This is a genomic window from Halomonas alkalisoli, from assembly GCF_021412585.1.
GTDB lineage: Bacteria > Pseudomonadota > Gammaproteobacteria > Pseudomonadales > Halomonadaceae > Halomonas > Halomonas alkalisoli.
Window position 1 is genome coordinate 243,265 of the sequence record NZ_JAKCMI010000041.1, and the last position, 21,581, is coordinate 264,845.

Here is a 21,581-nt window from a genome sequence, read left to right on the forward strand (position 1 = left end):
ACGACTACACGGAATTCCCAATGATCGCCGTTATCTTTGAAGTCATTCCCAAGTCCGGCCGCCGCGAGCAGTACCTCGACATCGCCGCCAGCCTGCGCCCGCTGCTCGACGAGATCGATGGCTTCGTCTCCATCGAACGCTTCGAGAGCCTGACTCAGCCGGGCAAGGTACTCTCGCTCTCCTTCTGGCGCGATGAGGAGGCCGTCGCCCAATGGCGCCAGCTAGAGCGCCACCGCAGCGCCCAGGCCCAGGGTCGTGACGTGGTGTTTGACGACTATCGCCTGCGCGTCGCCACGGTGATGCGCGACTACGGCATGCACGAACGCGAGCAGGCGCCTGCGGACAGCCGCGAGCGCCACGACCGCCCTGCAACCCCAAAACAGTAGCGCCCCGGTAAGCCCTTACTAACCGCAAAAGCTCGATCACAACAGTTTCTCGATGCACGGCTAGCGGGATACTTACTCGATATCGTCATGATCGACAAGGGTTCGTTCTCCACTGTTGCGATACAGCCGCTTGCCCTGGCGCGGGTAGTTGCATACGTCCTGGGCCAGCCGCTGGCCCACCACCAGGCACACCAGCGGCTCGTCACCGTCGTTGAACATCTCATGGGCCACGCCGTTGGTGGGACAGCCGATGAAGTCGCCGGGGCCGATCGGCTGACTGAACTCACCCAGGGTGGCCACGCCACGCCCCGAAAGGACGTAGATGGCCTCCTCCTCGTAGCGATGGCAGTGGTACTCGGTCGAGAAATGGCCGGGTGGCACGCTGATCTGGTGGATCCCGAGCTGGGTCATGCCGACGGCATCGCCCAGCGACTTGTTGATGCGCACGGCATTGGCATTGAGGAAGTGCACCTTCCTCACGCCCTCCATGGCTTCGATATCCTGCGCCGATAGATACATGTCGATTCTCCTTGGTGTCGAGTCGCCGCCAGGGCATTGGCTGATCTTAGCGCGCCCGGCGGCGATCGACTTCCTCCGTTCGTACCCCCTTAGGCGGCCAGGCGCGGCTCCAATTCCTGCAAGCTTACATGCCCCTTGAAGTGCCCCTGCCCCGCCGGCTGCTCGCCGCGCTCGATGGCCTCGGCGAACCGCACGGCCGGATCGTCCCTGAGCTTCGCCAGGTGCCGGGCCAGGTTCGGATAGTCACTCCCGAGATCGAATAGCCGGTGATATTCGGCCCAGCGAGCGATACCCATGACATAGGCATCCGCCATGCTGCGCGCATTGCCCAGCAGCCACTCGCGCTTGGCCAGCAGTCCGTCGAGGTAGGCGCAACCCTCCGCGACCTGCTCACGGCCCAGCCGGCGCAGCAACTCCTGCTCCACGCCGCTCATTCCTTGGGTGTCATAGAGCGTCCAGAGTGGCCCGAAGGCGGCGAAGAAGTCCGTGGTGAGGTAGGCCAGCATCTGGTTCAAGCGATCATGTTCCCGGCTGCCCTGTTCAAAGCCCAGCCGCGTGCTGAGGTCGCGTGCCGCCAGGTGCTGCAGGATCGCCAGGCTCTCGGTAAGCGGCTCCCCATCTTCGAGTAGCAGCGCCGGCGTCTTGAACAGCGAGTTGACCTTGGCATAGAGCGGGTCCCAGGGCTGCTCCATCATCTCGATGCGGCACAGCCGGTAGGGTTGCCCCAGCCACTCGAGCGCCATGACAGAGCCGAACGAACAGCCTTGCGGTACGCCATAGAAGAGTACGGGTTCCATTGCCTTGCTCCTTGCTGATTCGGGTGTGAAAGCCAGCGCCCTCTGCGCCTGGCCTTGTCAGCAAGGTAATGGCTAAATAGGACATATCACGCCCTATTTAAAACGGGAAAATTCAGCGTGGCCAATCCCACCGTTCGCGTGCTGACGCTGCTGGAACTGCTGCAGGCCCACCGCCACATGGGCGGCCGGGAGCTGGCCGAGCGGCTAGGCGTCGACCGCCGCACACTTCGGCGCTACATCCAGGTCCTGGAAGATCTCGGCATTCCCGTCACCACCGAGCGGGGGCGGCACGGCGGCTATCGCCTGATGCCGGGCTTCAAGCTGCCACCGCTGATGTTTACCAGCGAAGAGGCACTGGCCGTCTCGCTGGGGTTGCTCGCCGCCCAGGGGCTGGGCATCGCCGAGACGGCCCCGGCGTTGGAAACCGCGCGGGCCAAGCTGGAGCGGGTCATGCCCGCCAGGTTGCAGCAGCAGGCACAGGCCCTGAGCGACAGCGCACGGCTGGAATTGCCCTCGGCCAGGGCGCCGGGCGACGAGCGCCTGCTGCTATTGTTCGCCACCGCCACCCAGGCCCGCCAGCGGGTCCGGCTCGACTACCGGGACGACCGCAACCAAGCCACCCGGCGCGTGCTCAACCCCTACGGCCTCGTCTTCCGCGGCGGGCGCTGGTACGTCAGCGGCTGGTGCCATCTGCGTCGCGACCTGCGCAGCTTCCGCTTGGACCGCATCGCCGAGGCCACACCGCTCGAGGCCAGCTTCGACAGGCCGGACGACTTCGACCCGGCCGAGCATCTGGCCCGCAGCATCGCCAGCCTGCCCCGCGCCACCGCCGTCAGCGTGCGCTTGCACACCGACCTTACCCATGCCGTTGAAGAGCTGGGGCGCAATATCGGCGTGTTCACCCCCGACGAAAGCGGGGTGATGCTGCATGCCCGTACCGACAGCCTGAGCTGGTTCGCTCGCCAGCTCGCCCATCAGCCCTACGACTTCGAAATCCTCGCCCCATCCGAGCTTTGCGACGCTCTTGCCCAGCAGGCCGCTCGCCTCCAACGTCTGGCAGAAAGAAAACTGATCGGTGCGTGTCGAAATCGTCTACGTTGAATCGACGAAGGGAGTATCACCAACAAATAACTCTCCTGGAGACCCACCATGCAGCTTTCCACCTACCTGATCTTCAACGACAACTGCCGCGAAGCCTTCGAGTTCTACCAGCGCTGCTTCGACGCCAAGCTCGAGGCTATGGCTACCTACGCCGAAATGCCTGCCAGCGAAGGCATGGAGATACCCGAAGAAGCCAGCAATCTTGTCATGCATGCACGACTGCGTATCGGTGACCAGTTGTTGATGGCGTCGGACAACTCCCCCTGCAGCCCTGCGCCCTACGAAGGCATCAAGGGTGCGAGCATTGCGATCGGCGTCGACTCGATAGAAGAGGCCGAACGCCTCTTCAGTGCGCTGACCGACAACGGCACCGTGCAGATGCCGCTCGAAGAGACCTTCTGGGCGCACCGCTTCGGCATGCTGGTGGACCGATTCGGCGTCGCCTGGATGATCAACTACGACAAGGAGGAGCAGGCTGCCGCCTAGCGCAGTACCGCTTCCCTCCTGAGCCGATCGGCGAGCAGAAGGTACATACATTGGCCGCTGGGCGGCTACCCTCCCGATGCACGGGCACACGGCCGCCCTGACCTCCTCGCCAGTAAGCGCCTTTGACGTGTCACACAACGCCCTCCTGAATCGTCATGACAGTGACGGCCGCTCGGCCTTCATTCTCGACCGATTCAGGAGCCACAACATGAGCCAGAGCACGCTTTTCATCACTCACAAGGCACTGCCCGGCACGCGCGACGAGGTGCGGCGCGCCTGGGAGACCCACCTGGCGCCCAGCATCCAGGCGCGCCAGGTCCACGACGCTTATTTCTACTGCTACGATGACAGCGACCCCGATACGATCCGCGTCTTCCAGCGCTATGCAGACGGCGCGGATTCGCAAGCCTTCATGCAGGGACCGGGCTACGACGCCTATATTGCCGCGGTGTCGCCCCTGCTTGCCCATCCGCCCGTGATCCACGCCGCCACGGTGGCCTGGGCCAAGGACAAAGCGGCTCCGGTAACCGAGACAGCCTGATGCCTTCCGCCGACTTGCTTCGCTTCGAGGAGGCCCGCCCCATGCTGTTGGGGCTGGCCTATCGCATCCTCGGCTCACGCGCCGACGCCGAGGATGCGGTGCAGGACACCTTTCTCAAGTGGCAAGCGGTGGATCGGGAAGCGATCGAGGCACCCAACGCCTGGCTGACCACGACCTGCACGCGGCGCTGCCTCGATCTGCTGGGCAACGCCCATCGGGCCAGGGTCGACTATGTCGGCGCCTGGCTACCCGAACCCATCCCGACGCTCGCCGTTGCCGCCGCCGAGGATGGCGCCCTGATCGCCGACTCGCTCTCCACCGCCTTCCTGCTGCTGCTGGAACGGCTGTCGCCGAAGGAGCGAGCAGCCTATCTGCTGCACGAAATCTTCGACACGCCGTATGCCGAGATCGCCACCATGCTCGAACTCAAGGAGCCAGCCTGTCGCAAGCTGGTTTCCCGGGCGCGAGCCAATCTGCAGGCAGTCGAGGAACGCCATGCTCCACCGCGGGAACGCCAGCAGGCGCTGCTGGAAGCGTTCCGGCTCGCCATCACAGAGGGCGCCACGACGCGGCTTGCGAACCTGCTTTCGGCCGAGGTGCGCCTCAGCGCCGACGGCGGCGGCAAGGTGCCCACCCTGCTCGAGCCGCTGCACGGCCTGGAGGAAGTGCTGGCCTTCCTGGTGAGTCGGCTACGCGGCTACTGGTCCAACTACCAATGGCGCGAAACCGATATCAACGGCGGCCCCGGCTTCGTGATGCATCGAGAAGAAAACGTCGTCGCCACGGTTACCTTCGGCTACGACCGCTCAGGGCAGACCACGGATATCTTCATCGTGCGCAATCCCGACAAGCTGGCACGGCTTACGTTATGAGTGGCGCTCGACGATAGAACGGCAGGCGCTCTCTCTAGACGGAGAGTCCAACAACCCCATGATCCAGTCGCGCACGGCAGCGATGGCCGGCTCCTCGAGTCGCTCAGGCGGGTAGACGAGCTGGAAGGGAGCGGCCTGTATCTCGGGACCGAATGGCTGTACCAGGCTCCCCTGACGCAGCTCCTCCTCGATCAGGTACCGGCTCATCAAGGCTATGCCCTGGCCATCTAGCGCAGCGGTGATGCCGTGGGTTTCGTCGGAGAACATCAGCCCGGCGCTGACGTCGAGCCCTGGCACCTGGACCTGGCGCTGCCAGGCCGCCCAGTCCAACGGCGCGGGCGACGAGAAGTGGAGCAGCGTATGGCGCACCAGCTCGGCCGGTTCACGCAGCTTCAGCATGGGGCTGCAGACGGGTACGAAGACATTGTCGAACAGCTTCTCTGCGACCAGCCCGGGCCAGGGGCCCACGCCATAGCGAATCGCCATGTCGGCGACGATGCCGTCCAGAGCGACCGCCTCGTGGGAGACCTGGATGCTCAGGTCGATCTGCGGGTGGGCGTCGCGCAGCAGACACACCCAGGGCAACAGCCAGCGCGCAGCCACGGCCGGCGTAGTCGAGAGCTTCACGCCATGGCGCGAGGGAGGCCGTCGCAGCTTGGTCACCGTCTCGGCGATGGCATCGAAGGAGTCGCTCAGCACCGCCAGCAGCGTCTGTCCCTGGGCCGTCAGTATCAGCTGCCGTGGCCTGCGCACGAACAGGGCGATACCCAAGCTCTCCTCAAGCTGACGAATCTGGTGACTGATCGCCGTCGGCGTCACCGAAAGTTCCTCGGCCGCCCGCTTGGCACTGAGGTGGCGCGCCGCGGCCTCGAAGGCGCGCAGGGCGGAGAGAGAGGGTAGTCGGCGTGGCGTCATGGCTGAGTTTAATTTTGCATTAGCGGAAAAGAATCGTCGTTTGTCGCCCCACTGGGCTTCTGGCTTGATGGCCTAAGCAAGCAAACACAACTGAAACCAACTCATTCAAGCGATCCTACACCCAGCAAAGGAAAAATCCCATGACCCGCCTACTCCATCTCGATGCCAGCCCACGACCCGGCCGCGCCGGTAGCCATGATCACGGTTCACATACCCGCCGGCTGACCCACCACTTCGTTTCCCGATGGCGCACTTTGGAACCGGATGTCGAAATCATTTATCGCGACATCGGCTTGTCCTCGCCACAGCTGACCAGCGTCGAATGGATCGAAGCCGCCTTCACGCCCATCGAGCAGCAAACCGAACCGATGAGAGAACTGCTCACCGAGAGCGATGCGCTGGTCGACGAGGTCGAACGAGCCGACATCCTGGTGCTCGGCGTGCCCATGTACAACTTCGGGCCACCGGCCGTCTTCAAGGCCTGGATCGACAACATCATCCGCATAAATCGCACCGTCGACTTCGATCCACAGTACGGCGCCCACCCCCACCTGCCGCTGGAGGGCTACGTACCGTTGCTGGCCGACCGTTCACGCCACGCGGTGCTGCTCTCTTCCCGCGGCGGTTTCGACTTCGACCCGGGGCGCCCCCTTGCCGCGCTCAACCACCTGGAGCCGAGCGTACGCACCGCCCTGCAGTTCATCGGCATCGGCGGCTTCCACGACATCGCCATCGAGCACCAGGAGGAAGGCGGTGACGTACTGGCCGCCTCGACCGAAAGCGCCCTGGCGCGTATCGACCGGTTGGTGGAGCGCTTGCACAGCGAAATGGCTGTGCCGCGGCTATCGCAGCCGGCCTGATGACTGCCCTTCGAGGTAGCTGAACACCGGGGCGCAAAGCGCCCCGCCTTTTGCCATTCGCTATGAGGCCTGACCCACTGCCGCCTTGTCCGTCACCGGGTCGGCCTTGGCCCCGGCCGCTTCGCGTCGCTCCGAGTAGCGGTCCACCAGCGTTTCGGCGTGGGGGCGAAGCAGCAGGGTGAAACGCACCAACTCCTCCATCACGTCGACGATGCGGTCGTAGAGCGGCGAGGGCCGCATGCGACCGGCCTCGTCGAACTCCTGATACGCCTTGGGCACGCTGGACTGGTTGGGGATGGTGACCATACGCATCCAGCGACCCAGCAGGCGCAGGGTGTTCACCGCATTGAACGACTGCGAGCCGCCGCTGACCTGCATGACCGCAAGTGTGCGCCCCTGGGTGGGGCGTACCGCCCCCATGCTCAGCGGCAGGTGGTCGATCTGCGCCTTCATCACGCCGGTGATCTGGCCGTGGCGCTCGGGGCTGCACCACACCTGCCCTTCCGACCAGATGGCCAGCTCGCGAAGTTCGCGCACGGCAGGGTGATCGTCGCCGGCCACTTGGTCCGGCAGCGGCAGGTCGGAAGGGTCGAAGATGCGCGTCTCGGCGCCGAAGTGGCGCAGCAGCCGTGCCGCCTCCTCCACCGCCAGGCGCGAGAAGGAGCGCTCGCGCAACGAACCGTAGAGCAGCAGGATGCGCGGCGGATGCCCCAGCGGATCGGGCAGGCCCTGGCCAGGGGGCTGGCGAGCGAAGCGCTCATCGAGCGCCGGCAGATGGTCAGGGTCAGACAGCATGCGAAGCCTCATGTCGCCTCCTTCATGGCGTGGGTTTGCAGAACGAACAGCGCCACCAGGGCCGCTAGCCCCAGGGCGGAGGAGAACAGCAGCGCATGGGTACCGAAGCGCTCGATCAGCAGGGCAAAGGCCAGCGGTGCCAGCGCCTGGCCGAAGCGTGCCGGCACCATCAGCACGCCCTGGCGCAGGCCATAGCCGTGCGGGCCGAAGATCGCCAACGGCAGCGTGCCCTTGGCGATGGTGAGAATGCCGTTGCCGGCGCCGTGAAGCAGCACAAACAGCGTGGCAAAGGGCGCTCCAAGCGTTATCACGCCGAGCGCCCCGATGGGGTGGGCTATGACCGCCAGCTTTGCCGAGAGCAGCGGATGGAAGCGCTGCAGCAGCGAAAACTCAAGCAGACGCGCCGCCACCTGGGCCGGCCCCACCAGCGCCGCGGCGGCAATGGCGCCGGCTGGCGACAGGCCTGCGATCTGCAGCAGCCACGGCAGGTGCGCCGCCATGCCGGTACTGACGAACCAGGTCACGGCGAAGACGAAGGCCAGCAGCGCCATGGGCAGCCAGGTCGTCTCTCCCTCGGCCGTTGCCGTCTCGGCATGGGGAGCGGGCGGCTGGATGCCGAAGGGAACCAGCAGGCGGTTGAGCGGCAGGCCCAGCAGCAGGTGCACCGCCGCCCAGGTGAAGCAGGCGTTCTGCCAGCCGAATTCGGCGTTGAGCCAACCGGTGATCGGCCAGCACACGGTGCTGGCAAAGCCCGCCAGCAGCGTAATACCGGTAATGGGGCCACGCGCCTCGCGGCCGTAGAGCCCGGCCAGGGTCGAGAAAGCCGATTCGTACAGTCCCATGCCCATGCCGACGCCGATCACCAGCCACCCCGCCCACAGCATCATGGGCCCAGCGGCCAGCCCCAGCAGCACCAGCCCCACTGCGAACACCAGGCTGGAAACCGTCAGCACGTCGCGCCCACCGAAGCCGTCGATGCGCCGCCCCACCGCAGGCCCCAGTACCGCCGAGACCACCAGCGCCGAGGAGAACGCCGCGAATACCGTGCCGGTGGAAAGGCCGAGATCCTGCGCCATGGGCACGGCGAGAATCGCCGGCAGATAGTAGGTCGAGCCCCATGCCAGGGTCTGGGAAACGCCCAGGGCAACGACCACGCGGGTGCGGCTGTTCATCTTATACCTCGATCAACGAGGTATCGAGACCTGGAAAAGCACCTTGCCCTCATCCTTCCGGCTCCTCCTGATTCACCCGATTCGCTGCCGCCCCGCCCGCCATGCGACGGCTCTCGAGGATGCAGTCCGTGGCTTCCAGCCAGGCATCCACCGCCACCTGGAAGGCCTCCCGCCCTTTCTCCGTCAGCGCGTAGACCTTGCGCGAGCGCCCCTGCACCACCTCCGCGGACGAACTCAGGTAACCGCCCGCCTCGAACTCGTTGAGCATCGGGTAGACCGTTCCCTCCGAGGGGCTGCAGCAACCCTTGGTGCTCTTCTCCACCGCCTGAACCACCTCGTAGCCGTGCATCGGCTTGCGGTGCAGCACGCTGAGCACGAAGAACTTCGACAGCGACATCTTGATCGTGCCGCGCCAGTACGATGGCTCGCTGTAGTCGGGGATCCTGCGGCCGGTGGCCGGTTCGGTCTTTGCTTGGGTCATGGCTGAAACTTATACCTCGATGATCGAGGCGTCAAGCAGCGACCGGCATCGTGCGAGCCGACACGTCAGCCCGCTCTACGCCGCATGGCCTGAAAGAGCGTTACAGATCTCGGCTCCAGACTTGGCCGACAAGATCCTTCCCGAAGCTGTGATGTGGCGTTTCCTCCACCAGCTCGAACTCTGCCCTTTCATAGATCTTGCGCGCATCGGTCAAAACGCTGTTGGTCCACAAGACCATTTTTTGGTAGCCGACCTGGCGGGCGAATCTCAGGCATTCATCCACGAGGCGGCGCCCTATTCCAAGGCCACGGGCACAGGGGTCGACATAAAGCAGCCGCAGCTTTGCGGTCGCTTCGTCTTCCCGAACGACGAACACCGACCCAACGACATTTCCATCCTTTTCGGCGATCCAGCACCGCTCCCAACGTGGATCGAAATCGCGCAGGTACTTGGCGACGATTTCTGCGATCAGCGCTTCGTACTCTGCGTTCCATCCGTACTCCTGCGCGTAGAGCACTGCCTGCCGATGGACGATCCACCCCATGTCACCCGGCTGCGGATCACGCAGAACATAGCTCGTGCCGACTTCGCCGAGCAGCCGCCGGATCTGGTTCATCGCCTCGACCAAGTGATGCTGCTCAGCCTCCGACAGCCGCTTCAACATCGCAATGACTTCGCTCTGCGAGGCTTCGTCCAGCGGCTTGAAAGTCGCTCGGCCCTGATTTGTCAGTTGCAGTTGCGCCGCCCGCCTGTCAGAGGGCGAGGGAGTCTTGGTAATGAGCCCTTTCTTTTCGAAGCCCTTCAGCACTCGGCTCACATAGCCAGCGTTGAGGCCCAACTCCCGGCAAAGGTCGGTACTGGTAAGCGATGACCGGTTCGCCAGTTCATACAGGATGCGAACCTCCGTCAGCGAAAACTGACTTTCCAGGAGGTGCTCATGGAGTACCCCGATCTGCCGCGTGTAGAAGCGATTGAAGCTTCGTACGACCCCGGCGCGCTCTTCAAGAAGCTGATCTGTTCTCATGGAAAAAGCCCTTAAACTTGCCTCAAGCAAATAATTAGTTGCTTGAAGCAAATATGTCAATAGCCCGTGCGCCGCACTTGCCCTCCTGTCGAATCCGCCCCCCACCAGGACGACTACCTCGTGCAACGACTGCAACAGGAGAACTCCTCATGTCAGCGCACGATAAAATGTCCCACCCCGTCGTATCCCGTGAAAAATGGCTAACCGCCCGCAAGGAGCTTCTGGCAAGGGAAAAGGAGCTCACCCGCCTGCGCGACGACCTGAACGCCAAGCGCCGCGCCTTGCCGTGGGTGAAGGTCGATAAGGAATATGTCTTCGATACGCCAGAAGGCCGCAAGACGCTCGCCGAGTTGTTCAATGGGCGCAGCCAGTTGATCGTTCACCATTTCATGTTCGGCCCCCGCTGGGGGGCGGGATGTATCGGCTGCTCCTTCACGGCCGACCACATCGAAGGTACGCGAGTGCATCTCGAGCATCATGATGTGAGCCTGGTTCGGGTCTCCCGCGCCCCGCTCGACGAGATCGAGGCTTACCGACGGCGCATGGGCTGGCAGGTGAAGTGGGTCTCCTCGCACGGCAGCGACTTCAACTATGACTACCAGGTCTCGTTCACCCCCGAAGCGATCGTCCAGGGAACGGTCACCTACAACTACGCCACGGCTAACGTCTCGATCGAGGACCTGTCCGGCCTCAGCGTGTTCTACCGGAACGACAAGGGTGATGTGTTCCACACCTACTCAACCTACGGGCGCGGCGACGAACTCGTCGATAGCACCTACATGCTGCTCGACATGACGCCCAAGGGCCGCAACGAGACGGGGCCTCACCGCAACCTGATGGACTGGGTGAAACGCCACGACGAATACGAATCGGCAACTTAGAGAGTGCCGCCCGCCTCGGAGCCGCTCCAAGGAGGCAAGCGACGTTCAACCGGGGAGGACTGGACGATTGCGGTGTTGGTCATCGCATAGGGAATGATTTCGTCGATCAATCGCTCCAGGTGCTCGACCGATGCCAGATGCGCTCGGGCGATGAAGCAATCATCGCCCGTGATACGGTCGCACTCGGTGATTTCCGGAAGTTTCTTCAGTTGCTCGGCGACCCTCTGCAACTGACCCGGTATTGGCCGGATGCGCAGCCACGCGGTGAGCGGCAAACCAAGCGCCCGAGCATTGATCCTGACGGTATAGCCCTCGATTATCCCCGCCTCCTCCAGACGCTTGATCCGCTCCGATACGCTGGGTGGCGACAGGCCGACGAGACGCGCCAACTCCGCAATACTGATGCGCGCGTCGGCGACGAGCGCCTGCAACAACCTCCGATCCGTCGCGTCCGGCACTCCATTTTCATATCGAAGGCGCTTCATGCAACTCCCCTTTTATTCGTAGGAATCAGCCCACCTTTCTCTTATCTCATGCATGCCATTGCCGCTCTTGCTCTTTACATAATAAGAGAAAAGGAGTTGCCATGCCGTTGCCGAATATTACCCTCAACCGACTCGCCGAGGCCGTCCCACCCCATGCCTGGTTCGGGGTGAGCGCCATCTTCCACTATCTCGGCCCCTCCTTCGCCGTGCTGCTCTTTCCTGCCGTCGGCGTGCTCGGCGTCGCTTGGTTTCGGATCGCAACGGCGGCCATCTTCTTCGCACCTCTCACCCGGCCATGGCGAACGATTCGACAGGCCGATGCCCGAACACGGCTGCTGCTGTTGGGGCTCGGCGCTTGCCTGGCGATCATGAACACCTCGTTCTATCTCGCCCTCGAACGCCTGCCGATGAGCCTGGTGGCGGCCATGGAATTCGTCGGCACCATCGCCGTTGCTCTCTACGGCCTGCGCACATGCCGGAACCTGCTGGCACTCGGCCTGGCGGTGATCGGTGTCTTCGTGTTGATCGACCTCAAATGGGCGACCGACCCACTGGGGCTGTTCTGGGCCAGCCTGAACGGGGCACTTTTCGTCGGCTACCTGATGCTCGGGCACAAGGCGGCCAGAGACGGTGCCAGTGGTGGCGTCGAGCGACTCGGCGCTGCCATGGCGATCGCCTTCGTCATCCTCGTTCCCATCGGCCTTGCCGAAGCCGTCAGGGCTTTCGGCGCGATCGAACTAGTGCTCGCGGGCATCGCCGTCGGCATATGCTCCTCCGTCATTCCCTACGTCTCCGACCAGCTCGCCATGTCTCGCCTGCCGCGGTCCACCTTCGCCCTCTACCTGGCCATCCTACCGGCGACCGCCACCCTCATCGCGGCGATCATGCTCGCCCAGATTCCGACCCGTCAGGATATGCTCGGCATCGCCTTGGTCATGGCCGGCGTTGCACTACACATACCCGCCAAGGCGCCATAGTGCACTGCCCTCGATTCGGGCCAGGCGGCTAGCCATAGCGCCGCCGCACATGGTCGAGATAGCCGCCCGGGGTAAAGCCGGTGACGGCCTTGAAGTCATGAATGAAGTGCGACTGGTCGAAGTAGCCGGCAGTAAAGGCGGTATCGGTCAGTGAGCTGGCTGCCCCGCCCTGCTTGATCAGCTCGCGGCTGTGGGCGACGCGCAGCAGCCGGGCGTAGCGCTTGGGCGAGAGCCCCACGTGGTGCTGGAACAGCCGCTCCAGCCGGCGCTGGCCGAACGGCAGTTCGGTCACCAGCTCAGCGATACTGGCCTGGCCATGACGACGCTGCAGCCAGCCAAGCGATGCCACCAGGGCCGGCACCTCCGGTGCTTCGTGCCGCCGTAGGCGTTCAAGCAGGTAGCCCTCCAGCAGCGCGATGCGACCCGCCAGATCGGGCGTCTCATGCAGTTGCTCGTGCAGCGCTTCGAGCTCGAGCCGGCGCAAGGCATCGCCCGGTGTCAGTTCCCCACCGGCCAGGGCTGCAAGCGCTTCGCCGACAAAGGGATATGCCATGCCCGGCAGGAAGTGCACGCCGAGCAGGTCGAGCGTTTCCCCCACCGCCAGCCGCGCCGTGCGCTGCTTGGGGCCGTCGACCCAGCAACCGCCTCCCACCCGCTTGCCATCGCGTTCGAGCGCACCGCCGAAGTTGAACAGCAACCCCGCGGCACCGTCCGGATGCAGCAGCTCGTCGCCGCCCCTCCCCCTGGCCAGCCAGTAGCACTGCACGTAGGGGCGCAGCGCTGCACTGGGCGTGAAACACCGGAGCACAAGAGAGGCGGACACCTGCGGCGCAGACCCAAAATGCCCGAGGCTGTCAGTCAGGTGAGACCGGGGAACTCCATTCATGTTCGAAGCCTTTCAGCGTAAGGGAGTGCCGTCCGGGGCCGGCCAATCGAAGCGTACCTGGCGCTGTCCCTGACATCGGGAAAAAATGTACAACGATTCTCATATTCCAGCGGTAAAGTAGAGGCCCCTTTTTCAATTGCATAATCTCTCATCCTGACGGAGCAATACATGGACAAAACGCGAATGGTGGTGGTCGGCGGTGGCGCCGGCGGACTCGAGCTGGTGACTCGCCTCGGCCGGCGCCTGGGACGACGCGGCAAGGCAGAGATCACGCTCATCGACCGCAATTCCACGCATATCTGGAAACCGCTGCTGCACGAGGTCGCCACCGGGGCGCTGGATTCCAGCATCGACGAGATCTCCTATCAGAGCCATGCTCAGCTCAATGGTTATCGCTTCCAACGAGGCACGCTCCATGGCCTCGACCGCGATGCCCGCCAGCTGCGCCTGGCGCCGGTGCTCGACGACCACGGCGAGGAGGTGCTCCCGGCGCGCACCCTGGAGTACGACCTGCTGGTGCTGGCACTGGGCAGCGTGAGCAACGACTTCGGCACGCCCGGCGTCGCCGAGCACTGCCATTTTCTCGACAGCCCGGCCCAGGCCGAAGCCTTCCGCCACGACATGCTCAATACCTTCCTGCGCTATAGCGACCCCGAACGGCGCCTGCACCCCCGGCTCACCGTCGGTATCGTCGGCGCCGGCGCCACCGGCGTAGAGCTCTCGGCGGAACTCTACGATGCCTCGCGCATGCTGCACAGCTACGGCTTCACCGAGATGGACAGCCGCCACCTTGAAGTCCACCTGATCGAGGCGGCGCCGGACGTGCTCCCGGCCCTGCCCGAGCGCATTCGCGAGGCCGTGCGTACCGAGCTTGAACGCCTGGGCGTGCAGGTGCATACCGGCACCCGGGTGGTGTCCGTCGAGGAGGGTGCCATCGTCACCGCCGACGATCAGCGCATCGAGACAGACCTCAACGTGTGGGCCGCGGGCATCAAGGCACCCGAGGTTCTGCGCGATCTGGGCCTGACCCTGGACCGCAACCAGCGCATCAAGGTGGAGCCGACGCTGCAGAGCGTCGACGACCCCAATATCTTCGTCTTCGGCGACTGTGCCAGCTGCCCGCAGCCGGACGGCTCCATGGTGCCGCCGCGAGCCCAGGCCGCCCACCAGCAGGCCCAACGGCTCTACAAGAACCTGGTCGCCCGGCTCGAGAGCGGTACGCTCAAGCCGTTCCGCTACCGCGACCGCGGCTCGCTCATCTCACTGGCCCACTTCGAGGCGATCGGCAGCCTGATGCGTGGCGCCTCGGCGCGCAGCCTGTTCATCGAGGGGCGTCTGGCCAAGTTCTTCTACGCCTCGCTCTATCGCATGCACCAGCGCGCCATCCACGGCACGGCCAAGACCGCGCTGATCCTGCTCTCGGACGGGCTCAACCGCTTCATTCGCCCGCGCATGAAGCTGCACTGATCCAGCAGGTCGAAAAACTACAATTCTGCCGCTAGCGGCCGGACTAGGGTGGGACTCCATTCATTTCTGGAGCCCCACCCATGCGCATGAATTATTTCGCCGCCAGCCCCGCCGGCCTCAAGGCCATGCTCGACCTGCAGAACCATGTTCACAAGACAGCGGCAGATGGCGAACTCAGCGATGGCCTGCTGGCGCTGGTCTATACCCGGGTTTCGCAGATCAACGGCTGCGCCTACTGCATCGACATGCACACCAAGGACGCACGCAAGGCCGGTGAAACCGAGCAGCGGCTCTATGCCCTGAGCGCCTGGCGCGAAACGCCCTTCTACACCGAACGCGAGCGTATCGCCCTGGCCTGGGCCGAGGCCCATACCCTCATCGCCGGCCGCGGCATCGACGAGGCGCTGTTCGAGGCTACCCGCGAGCACTTCTCCGAGAAGGGCCTGACCGACCTCACCCTCGCCATCTGTACCATCAATGCCTGGAACCGTCTGGCCATCGGCTTTGCCGCCGATGCCGGCAACTACCAACCCGCATGACGATTTGGTCGCGAGTTACCCTACGCCATCGGCTCAGTACACCAGGCTCACAGCCTGCTCGCCATTCGGCTCGTCGGTAAACGTCCTCAATCGGCGCTGTAACACTTAGAGGCATACCTCGCTGTACACAGCGGTGGTATGCCGCTCCATGCCCTGATCGACCTCAGGTACCGAGTTGCTCGCCTTCAGATGACATCTCGGCGAGCGACTTGGCCCGCCGCAGCAACGCGGTCTCCTGCTCCGGTGCGAGCACCAGTCCGAACCGCTCGCGCAGTACCTGGGGCAGTGCGTCTGCATCGATCCGACGCAGTTCCGGCGCCTCACCCGGACGAAATACCTTCAACTCCAGGTCCGTTAACGCCAGGCGCTCCTCTGCCCCGTTGTGCTGGGCCACGATGCGCCGCACGAACGGCGAGGCCGGATGATGGGAGACGAGATAGTTTTGCTCTTCAAAGTCGGCACGATAGTAGGGCTCGTCGCTGAACTGGTAGAGGTTGAACCAGCCGTCATGACGACGGTGACGCAGCAGCCAGTACCCCAGCGGTGAACGCTCCAAACGGTATTCCCAGCGGCCATGGCGTACTTCGACACCCTCCTCGAGCGATATCGGCTCACGCGGCCCAACGTTGCCGACCCCGACATCGACCAGCCACTGACGCCCCGCCACGGTCACGTTGAGGATCGTGTGCCCAAGGGGTGTCACCTTGCTCGCAGCATCGCCCATCAGTATCCGCGCACTGCGCCCCTCGACGACGAAGCCGAGTCGGTCCAGCACTGTCCCGAACAGGGTGTTCTGTTCGTGGCAGTAGCCACCGCGCCGCCGCCGCACCAGCTTGTCCTGCAGGCTCTCCAGGTCGAGGCGAATCTCGCCGCCGGTGGCGATCTCCAGATTTTCGAAGGGCACCGCCGCGAGATGCGCCCGCTGCAGATCGCGCAGCGTATCCAACGTCGGCGCTAGCGAACCGCGATAGTCGATACGCGCCAGGTAGGCGTCGAGGTCGAGCGGCGATGTCTCCCATTGGGCCGTGTCGTGAAGATCGGATTGCAGAAGAGTAGTAGCTGTCATGTTCCAAGACTCCTTATGCCCGCGACACCACGTCGCTGATGGCGATGCCTGGCCAGCCCATTCAAGGCCGGGCGATTATCCGGAGCCTAATACCTCAAGTTAAGTTGATATCAATACCGCATCGTCCTATCGCCCCCATAGCGGCCGTTAATGCCTCGCTCAATGACCGTGCATGATGATCACTCCATTGCAGCACCGTTACCTGTGAGCGGCACAATGCCATGTCTCGCTCGCGAGAACTCAACCCACCAGGGCCTTGCGCAGCCCCCCGAAGCGTCGCCGGTACTGGGCCGGGGTCAGGCCGACCTTGCGCCGGAATAGCCGGCCGAAGAAGGCGCCGTCCTCATAGCCCACCGCCTCGGCGATGGCATCCACCGGCGTCTTCTCGGTCTCCAGCATCTGCTTGGCCTCTTCCAGGCGCAGGGTATGCACGTATTCCATGGGCGTCAGGCCGGTGGCCTTCCTGAAGCGACGATGGAAGCTGCGCTCGCTGAGGCCGGAAACCTCGATCAAGGCAGCCACCGGCGAAGGCTCGTCGTAGTGTTCGGCGATCCACGTCTGGCAGCGCGCGATGACGGCATCCTCGGCCTGGCGGGTGCGCGCCAGCATGGCGAAGGGAAGCTGGCCGGCCGCATGCCAGTCGATCAGGAACAGCTTGGCGAGATGCATCGCCTCATCGACACTCGCCAGGCGCGCGACGAGATAGAGCGCCAGGTCGCTCCAGGAGGTGCCGCCCCCCGCCATGACCAGGCGACTCCCGGTGCCGCCGATCACCAGGGCTCGATGCGGATGCACCCGCACGTCCGGATAGCGACCCAGCACATCGCAGTAGGCCCAGTGCGTGGTGGCATCCTCGCCCCGCAGCAGCCCCGACTCGGCCAGCAACAGGGCGCCGGAACAGGCGGTCGCCAGGATGGTGCCGTTGGCATGGCAGCGCTTGAGCCACTCGACCTCCTCGGCATAGCGGCCCTCGAGCACCGCCTCGGGCGGCAGCATGATCTCGGGGATGCACACCACGTCGGGCACCCAATCCAGGCCGGCGTCGGGAACGATGCGCACGCCATTGGCGATGGTCAATTCACGATTGCCGGTACGAGCGACCACCTGCGGCACGAACAGCGGCTCACCGGCCTTGCCCTCGATCAGGGCGGGCCAGTCGCGTCCCGCCGCGGCGAAGACATCGTAAACCCCGTACAGGGTGGAAGCCGCCACTTCAGGAATTGCCAGCAATGCGATGGTGGGTTTCTGCATCGACATGGCGGAAACCGCCGGTTTTTGTCCGTAGGGACTTCAGTGTAGCCCAGCCGGGAGCGCCAGAATGGATGCGCCAATGCACACAACAAGACCTGTGGAGAACCGCCATGACTGCCCAAGCCAAACCTTCCGTTAACGACGCCTTCGACGCCTCCCGCGCCGCCGACTTCGAGAACCGCTTTGTTCGAGCCCTCAACGAGGGCGCCATGCTGCAGCTGATTTCATTGGCCCACCGCAGCGGCCTGCTTGGCCACCTGGCCGACGGCGAGCCAGTGACCAGCAGCGAACTTGCCGCCAAGGCCAAGCTCGATGAGCGCTACGTGCGCGAGTGGTTGGGCGGCGCGACGGTCGCCGCCCTGGTCGAGCACAACCCGCAGGCCATGACCTATCGCCTTCCCCCCGAACACGCCACGCTGCTGACCGACGGCGGCGAGGCCAATCTCGCCGTGTTCTCCCAGTACCTGCCACTGATGGGCCAGGTGGAAGACGACGTGCTGGCCTGCTTCCGCCACGGTGGCGGCGTGCCGTACTCGCGCTATGCCCGTTTCCATGAGGTCATGGCCCAGGACAGCGGCCAGACCGTGCTGCCCGTGCTGCTGGATGCCATCCTGCCCCTGGCACCGGAGCTGCCGGACAGGCTGGCGCAAGGCATCGACGTACTCGACCTGGGCTGCGGCCGCGGCCTGGCGCTGATGAAGCTCGCCGAACGCTTCCCCAACAGCCGGTTTATGGGCTACGACCTCTCTGCGGAGGCCATCGGCTGGGCGACGGAGCGTGCCGCTCGCCTGGGCCTGGCCAACCTGCGCTTCGAGGAGCGCGACCTGAGCGACTTCGACCGCACGGCTCCGGCACAGCGCTACGATCTGGTTACCACCTTCGATGCCATCCATGACCAGGCCCACCCGCTGAACCTGCTCAAGGGTGTCCGCCGCACCCTGCGCGAGGATGGCGTCTACCTGGCCCAGGATATCCACTCGTCCAGCCACCACCACGGCGACCGCGACCACCCCATGGGCACGCTGCTCTACACCCTGTCGATCATGCACTGCATGAGCGTCTCCCTCGCCCAGGGCGGCGAAGGGCTGGGCACGATGTGGGGCCGGGAGAAGGCACGGGAGTATTTCGGCAAGGCCGGCTTTGGCAACATCGAGGTGCACCAGTTGCCCCACGATATCCAGAACGACTACTGGGTGCTCAGGCCTTGAGCCGTTCGCCGACAACAAGGCCCTGTTTGGCTCTGCGGCCCCGGCTCAATGCTCCAGGCCCACCGCCTGGCCGGTGACGACGATGCCGCCAGTAAGCGGGACATCCACCTGCAGGCGGCTGGGCCGGCCCATGGCCTCGCCCTGCCGGATCGTCAACTGGGCAGGCGCCTGTAGCAGGCCGGCATCGCGCAGGTAGCCACCCAGCGCCGCGGCGGCCGCACCGGTGGCGGGGTCTTCCACCACACCGCCCACCGGGAACGGATCACGGGCGTGGAAGTGCCCTTCGCTCTCGCGCCATACCAGCTGCAGCGTGGTCAGCCCTTCACGCAGCATCAGCGCCTTGAGACGCTCGAAATCGTACTCGAGCCGTTCGAGGCGCTGCTGCGTCTTGCATGCCAGCACCAGGTGCCAGGCCCCGGCATAGGCCCGCGCCGGCGGAATCTCGAGATCGAGTTCGTCCACCTGCCAGCCAAGCAGTTCGCACACCGTCTCGACCAATTCAGGCTCGGCGGGACGATAGTCCGGCGCGACCGATACCAGCGAAGCCCGCCACTCCCCTTCCACCTGGTTGACGGTGACGCTCACCTCGCCCACCGCCGTATCGAGCAGGTAGCTGCCCGCCCCGCTCAGCCGGCCCATCTGCACGCCGCCGGCCACCGTGGCATGACCGCAGAAGCTCACCTCCGCCTCGGGGCTGTAGTAGCGCACCGTCCGACGCGCACCCTTGGCCGGGGCAATGAAGGCGGTTTCGGAATAGCCCACCTCTGCAGCGATACGCTGCATCTCGGCCGGCTCGGGCAACACATCGCCCAGCCACACCCCGGCGGGGTTGCCGCCGCTGGGGGCATCGGTAAAAGCCGCCAGGCGATAGAGAGTGCCGCTCATGGGAAGCTCCTTGAGTTCATGTGGTTGCCTGACATTGTGGTTTGAAAAAGAGGGACAGAACAGGACTCACCTCACTTATCACCGAAGTAATGGCCGATTGATCACGATAGTTGAATAAACAATTACACTTAGGGAAGCGCTGAATAAATCGGCGAGCGGGATGAAGCACAAGGCGCACGGAGCACAGAAACCGGAGCCTATGGGGTATAGGTGAGGATTTCGAGCACCGCGCAACGCCGTGATTCGATCGCGCAGACATTTATGCAGTGTTTCCTTAGCGCTCCAAGTTGAGATTTAGCCTGGTTATTTGGCAGGCAACAAGAACGACGTCTACGTTTAAACATCTCCCGACCGAAGCGCCAAGCACTACTGAGAAGGGCTTTGCCAAAAAGTAATTTCTGAAGCCAGAACAAACCAAAAATTGGGTGACCCATGAAAGTCAAACGCATCATGGCCAACACGGCGACATCGGATATCGACAAGGCTGCAGCCTTCTATGGGGAAATCCTGGGCCTCGAGCTGCTCATGGATCACGGCTGGTTTCGAACATACGGCTCTGATGAAAAGATGACCGTACAGTTGAGCTTCGGCACCGAGGGTGGCTCCGGCACGCCGGTGCCCGATCTCTCCATCGAAGTCGACGATATCGAAGCGGCGCTGGCTCGCTTCGAGAAGGCGAACGTGCCCATTGAGTACGGCCCTGCCAGCGAGCCCTGGGGCGTGCGGCGATTCTATGTCCGCGACCCGTTCGGCAAGCTCATCAACGTCTTGCAGCATGAGTAAGCGAACTCACTCAGGCAGGCATCACCTGTCTGGCTCGACTTGGAATCGAGGCCGACATCGCGAATTATCAGCCTATTGAGCCCTGAGCTCATGTCCATAGTCCGTGATATCTGTACATGAAAGGCTGAAGCGATGTTGCCCACCAACATAGTAACGACACGGCTTTCCCTCCGTGAACCGCGCGTCTCCGACGCCTCCCGCCTCTTTCGCGCATACACCACGGATACGGAAGTTACGCGCTTCTTGGTATGGCGCCCGCACAAGGCGATAACCGAAGCCGAGGAATTCATCGCCACCTGCATCGAAGCCTGGGGAGATCGCACGCATTTTCCCTACGTCGTCACTCTCGCCGGTAATGAGCAAGAGCCCATCGGCATGGTGGAGGCACACCCCAAGGGCCATACGGTCGATATGGGCTATGTCCTGGCGCGCCAATTCTGGGGGCAAGGCATCATGACAGAAGCGCTGGCCGAGCTGACCGAGCGCTGCCTGGCACAGCCCGAGTATTATCGGGTTCAGGCCACATGCGATGTCGAGAACCTGGCTTCCGCTCGCCTATTGGAAAAAGCGGGCTTCTCGAGAGAAGGACGGCTCGAGCGGTACGCCTTGCATCCGAATATCGGTCCAGAGCCCAGAGCATGCTTCATGTATGCCCGCTGCCGATAGCTAGGCCATACTGCAGCGGATGGTGCGGCCAAACCAGACGAGAAAAACATGGAGCGCCTCATGGACGAAGACCTCGAGAGAATGACCCGCGAGGAACTGATTGAAGAAGCCAAGCGGCTACGCCAGGGTATCCGAGAACACCGCGACTGCAGCGGACACGATCTCTGCTGGCATCATCCTGCCCTGTGGGGGTTGCTGCCCGACAAGTCCGATCCGGTTCCCGTGGTACCGGAATGGCCGGAATTCATCAGGGGCTGCATCAAGTATCGGCAATCGCTGGATGAGCAGGCGCCCAAGGCACCACGGTCAGATGAGCCGTATGATGAGTGAACATCCTGGCAAGCAATGCCAAACCATGCTCCCCCCACGTATCGAAACAGAGCGGCTTCTCCTGCGAGAACCACGCCCCACAGATGGGCCGCTCCTGTATCGCGCATACACGATAGACCCGGAAGTGACACGCCACCTGGTCTGGCATCCTCATCAGGCACCATCCGAGACGCAGCAATACGTGGATGCCTGCATCCAGGCCTGAAAA

26 protein-coding genes are annotated in these 21,581 nt (G+C 63.9%); 14 read left to right on the forward strand and 12 right to left on the reverse strand.

Features of this window, described 5'->3' with window-relative positions; genetic code table 11:
• The first annotated feature begins 20 nt into the window (after positions 1 to 20).
• A complete protein-coding gene (locus LY622_RS19130) occupies positions 21 to 386 on the forward strand; it encodes an antibiotic biosynthesis monooxygenase family protein (protein WP_234292326.1) in 366 nt (121 codons plus the stop codon).
• Positions 387 to 458: 72 nt separating this feature from the next.
• Here the strand turns inward: LY622_RS19130 and LY622_RS19135 are convergent, their stop codons facing one another.
• Both LY622_RS19135 and LY622_RS19140 read right to left on the reverse strand, forming a co-directional pair.
• A complete protein-coding gene (locus LY622_RS19135) occupies positions 459 to 905 on the reverse strand; it encodes a cupin domain-containing protein (protein ID WP_234292327.1) in 447 nt (148 codons plus the stop codon).
• An 89-nt stretch (positions 906 to 994) separates the two neighbouring features.
• Positions 995 to 1,702: a glutathione S-transferase family protein gene (locus tag LY622_RS19140; RefSeq protein ID WP_234292328.1), complete on the reverse strand. Its 708-nt coding sequence runs from the start codon at positions 1,700 to 1,702 to the stop codon at positions 995 to 997.
• Between the two features lie 117 nt (positions 1,703 to 1,819).
• On the opposite strand from LY622_RS19140, the gene LY622_RS19145 reads away from it, so the two are divergent.
• From LY622_RS19145 to sigJ, 4 genes are all read left to right on the forward strand, one after another.
• Positions 1,820 to 2,803 (forward strand): helix-turn-helix transcriptional regulator, encoded by a 984-nt coding sequence (locus tag LY622_RS19145; RefSeq protein ID WP_234292329.1) that lies wholly within the window; start codon positions 1,820 to 1,822, stop codon positions 2,801 to 2,803.
• Between the two features lie 48 nt (positions 2,804 to 2,851).
• Positions 2,852 to 3,289, forward strand: coding sequence for a VOC family protein (locus tag LY622_RS19150; RefSeq protein WP_234292330.1), 438 nt, complete (start codon positions 2,852 to 2,854; stop codon positions 3,287 to 3,289).
• 208 nt (positions 3,290 to 3,497) lie between these two features.
• Positions 3,498 to 3,830 (forward strand): putative quinol monooxygenase, encoded by a 333-nt coding sequence (locus LY622_RS19155; protein ID WP_234292331.1) that lies wholly within the window; start codon positions 3,498 to 3,500, stop codon positions 3,828 to 3,830.
• Entirely contained in the window at positions 3,830 to 4,702 is an 873-nt protein-coding gene (gene sigJ / locus LY622_RS19160) for an RNA polymerase sigma factor SigJ (RefSeq protein WP_234292332.1), read from the forward strand. The genes LY622_RS19155 and sigJ overlap by 1 nt, the downstream gene beginning before the upstream one ends.
• On the opposite strand, the gene LY622_RS19165 is transcribed toward sigJ, so the two are convergent.
• Complete coding sequence (locus tag LY622_RS19165) at positions 4,697 to 5,617, reverse strand: LysR substrate-binding domain-containing protein (protein ID WP_234292333.1); 921 nt, start codon at positions 5,615 to 5,617, stop codon at positions 4,697 to 4,699. The two genes, sigJ and LY622_RS19165, sit on opposite strands and share 6 nt — an antisense overlap.
• A 140-nt stretch (positions 5,618 to 5,757) precedes the next feature.
• Between LY622_RS19165 and LY622_RS19170 the strand changes: the two genes are divergently transcribed.
• On the forward strand, positions 5,758 to 6,477 hold the full coding sequence (locus LY622_RS19170; RefSeq protein WP_234292334.1) for an FMN-dependent NADH-azoreductase: 720 nt from the start codon (positions 5,758 to 5,760) through the stop codon (positions 6,475 to 6,477).
• Positions 6,478 to 6,537: 60 nt separating this feature from the next.
• On the opposite strand, the gene arsH is transcribed toward LY622_RS19170, so the two are convergent.
• The 4 genes from arsH to LY622_RS19190 form a co-directional block, all read right to left on the reverse strand.
• Positions 6,538 to 7,272, reverse strand: a complete 735-nt coding sequence (gene arsH / locus LY622_RS19175) for an arsenical resistance protein ArsH (RefSeq protein ID WP_439649602.1) — start codon at positions 7,270 to 7,272, stop codon at positions 6,538 to 6,540.
• A gap of 8 nt (positions 7,273 to 7,280) precedes the next feature.
• Entirely contained in the window at positions 7,281 to 8,444 is a 1,164-nt protein-coding gene (locus tag LY622_RS19180; protein WP_234292336.1) for an MFS transporter, read from the reverse strand.
• 49 nt (positions 8,445 to 8,493) lie between these two features.
• Positions 8,494 to 8,925: a PadR family transcriptional regulator gene (locus LY622_RS19185; protein ID WP_234292337.1), complete on the reverse strand. Its 432-nt coding sequence runs from the start codon at positions 8,923 to 8,925 to the stop codon at positions 8,494 to 8,496.
• A 100-nt stretch (positions 8,926 to 9,025) separates the two neighbouring features.
• Complete coding sequence (locus LY622_RS19190; RefSeq protein ID WP_234292338.1) at positions 9,026 to 9,949, reverse strand: bifunctional helix-turn-helix transcriptional regulator/GNAT family N-acetyltransferase; 924 nt, start codon at positions 9,947 to 9,949, stop codon at positions 9,026 to 9,028.
• Between the two features lie 149 nt (positions 9,950 to 10,098).
• On the opposite strand from LY622_RS19190, the gene LY622_RS19195 reads away from it, so the two are divergent.
• The gene (locus tag LY622_RS19195; RefSeq protein WP_234292339.1) at positions 10,099 to 10,830 is read left to right on the forward strand and encodes a DUF899 domain-containing protein; all 732 of its coding nucleotides are present in this window, start codon (positions 10,099 to 10,101) and stop codon (positions 10,828 to 10,830) included.
• Here the strand turns inward: LY622_RS19195 and LY622_RS19200 are convergent.
• The gene (locus LY622_RS19200; protein ID WP_234292340.1) at positions 10,827 to 11,315 is read right to left on the reverse strand and encodes an Lrp/AsnC family transcriptional regulator; all 489 of its coding nucleotides are present in this window, start codon (positions 11,313 to 11,315) and stop codon (positions 10,827 to 10,829) included. The two genes, LY622_RS19195 and LY622_RS19200, sit on opposite strands and share 4 nt — an antisense overlap.
• Positions 11,316 to 11,416: 101 nt before the next feature.
• On the opposite strand from LY622_RS19200, the gene LY622_RS19205 reads away from it, so the two are divergent.
• Positions 11,417 to 12,292: an EamA family transporter gene (locus LY622_RS19205; protein ID WP_234292341.1), complete on the forward strand. Its 876-nt coding sequence runs from the start codon at positions 11,417 to 11,419 to the stop codon at positions 12,290 to 12,292.
• A gap of 28 nt (positions 12,293 to 12,320) precedes the next feature.
• On the opposite strand, the gene LY622_RS19210 is transcribed toward LY622_RS19205, so the two are convergent.
• Complete coding sequence (locus tag LY622_RS19210) at positions 12,321 to 13,100, reverse strand: helix-turn-helix domain-containing protein (protein ID WP_234292342.1); 780 nt, start codon at positions 13,098 to 13,100, stop codon at positions 12,321 to 12,323.
• Positions 13,101 to 13,346: 246 nt separating this feature from the next.
• Between LY622_RS19210 and LY622_RS19215 the strand changes: the two genes are divergently transcribed.
• Together LY622_RS19215 and LY622_RS19220 are read left to right on the forward strand one after the other, a co-directional pair.
• Positions 13,347 to 14,645 carry an NAD(P)/FAD-dependent oxidoreductase gene (locus LY622_RS19215; RefSeq protein WP_234292343.1) on the forward strand — a complete coding sequence of 433 codons (1,299 nt, stop codon included), beginning with the start codon at positions 13,347 to 13,349 and terminating at the stop codon, positions 14,643 to 14,645.
• Between the two features lie 80 nt (positions 14,646 to 14,725).
• Complete coding sequence (locus tag LY622_RS19220; protein ID WP_234292344.1) at positions 14,726 to 15,184, forward strand: carboxymuconolactone decarboxylase family protein; 459 nt, start codon at positions 14,726 to 14,728, stop codon at positions 15,182 to 15,184.
• A gap of 163 nt (positions 15,185 to 15,347) precedes the next feature.
• Here LY622_RS19220 and LY622_RS19225 read toward each other — a convergent pair whose 3' ends face one another.
• Both LY622_RS19225 and LY622_RS19230 read right to left on the reverse strand, forming a co-directional pair.
• On the reverse strand, positions 15,348 to 16,250 hold the full coding sequence (locus tag LY622_RS19225; protein WP_234292345.1) for an arylamine N-acetyltransferase family protein: 903 nt from the start codon (positions 16,248 to 16,250) through the stop codon (positions 15,348 to 15,350).
• Positions 16,251 to 16,490: 240 nt separating this feature from the next.
• Positions 16,491 to 17,507, reverse strand: coding sequence for a GlxA family transcriptional regulator (locus LY622_RS19230; protein ID WP_234292346.1), 1,017 nt, complete (start codon positions 17,505 to 17,507; stop codon positions 16,491 to 16,493).
• A 104-nt stretch (positions 17,508 to 17,611) separates the two neighbouring features.
• Here LY622_RS19230 and LY622_RS19235 point away from each other — a divergent pair, with 104 nt between their 5' ends.
• On the forward strand, positions 17,612 to 18,709 hold the full coding sequence (locus LY622_RS19235; protein ID WP_234292347.1) for a methyltransferase domain-containing protein: 1,098 nt from the start codon (positions 17,612 to 17,614) through the stop codon (positions 18,707 to 18,709).
• 45 nt (positions 18,710 to 18,754) lie between these two features.
• On the opposite strand, the gene LY622_RS19240 is transcribed toward LY622_RS19235, so the two are convergent.
• Positions 18,755 to 19,594, reverse strand: a complete 840-nt coding sequence (locus LY622_RS19240; RefSeq protein ID WP_234292348.1) for a PhzF family phenazine biosynthesis protein — start codon at positions 19,592 to 19,594, stop codon at positions 18,755 to 18,757.
• Between the two features lie 432 nt (positions 19,595 to 20,026).
• On the opposite strand from LY622_RS19240, the gene LY622_RS19245 reads away from it, so the two are divergent.
• The 3 genes from LY622_RS19245 (at position 20,027) to LY622_RS19255 (ending at position 21,373) form a co-directional block, all read left to right on the forward strand.
• Positions 20,027 to 20,377 carry a VOC family protein gene (locus LY622_RS19245; protein ID WP_234292349.1) on the forward strand — a complete coding sequence of 117 codons (351 nt, stop codon included), beginning with the start codon at positions 20,027 to 20,029 and terminating at the stop codon, positions 20,375 to 20,377.
• Positions 20,378 to 20,509: 132 nt separating this feature from the next.
• Positions 20,510 to 21,043 (forward strand): GNAT family N-acetyltransferase, encoded by a 534-nt coding sequence (locus tag LY622_RS19250; protein ID WP_234292350.1) that lies wholly within the window; start codon positions 20,510 to 20,512, stop codon positions 21,041 to 21,043.
• Between the two features lie 48 nt (positions 21,044 to 21,091).
• Positions 21,092 to 21,373 (forward strand): hypothetical protein, encoded by a 282-nt coding sequence (locus LY622_RS19255; protein ID WP_234292351.1) that lies wholly within the window; start codon positions 21,092 to 21,094, stop codon positions 21,371 to 21,373.
• The last annotated feature ends 208 nt before the right edge of the window (positions 21,374 to 21,581 follow it).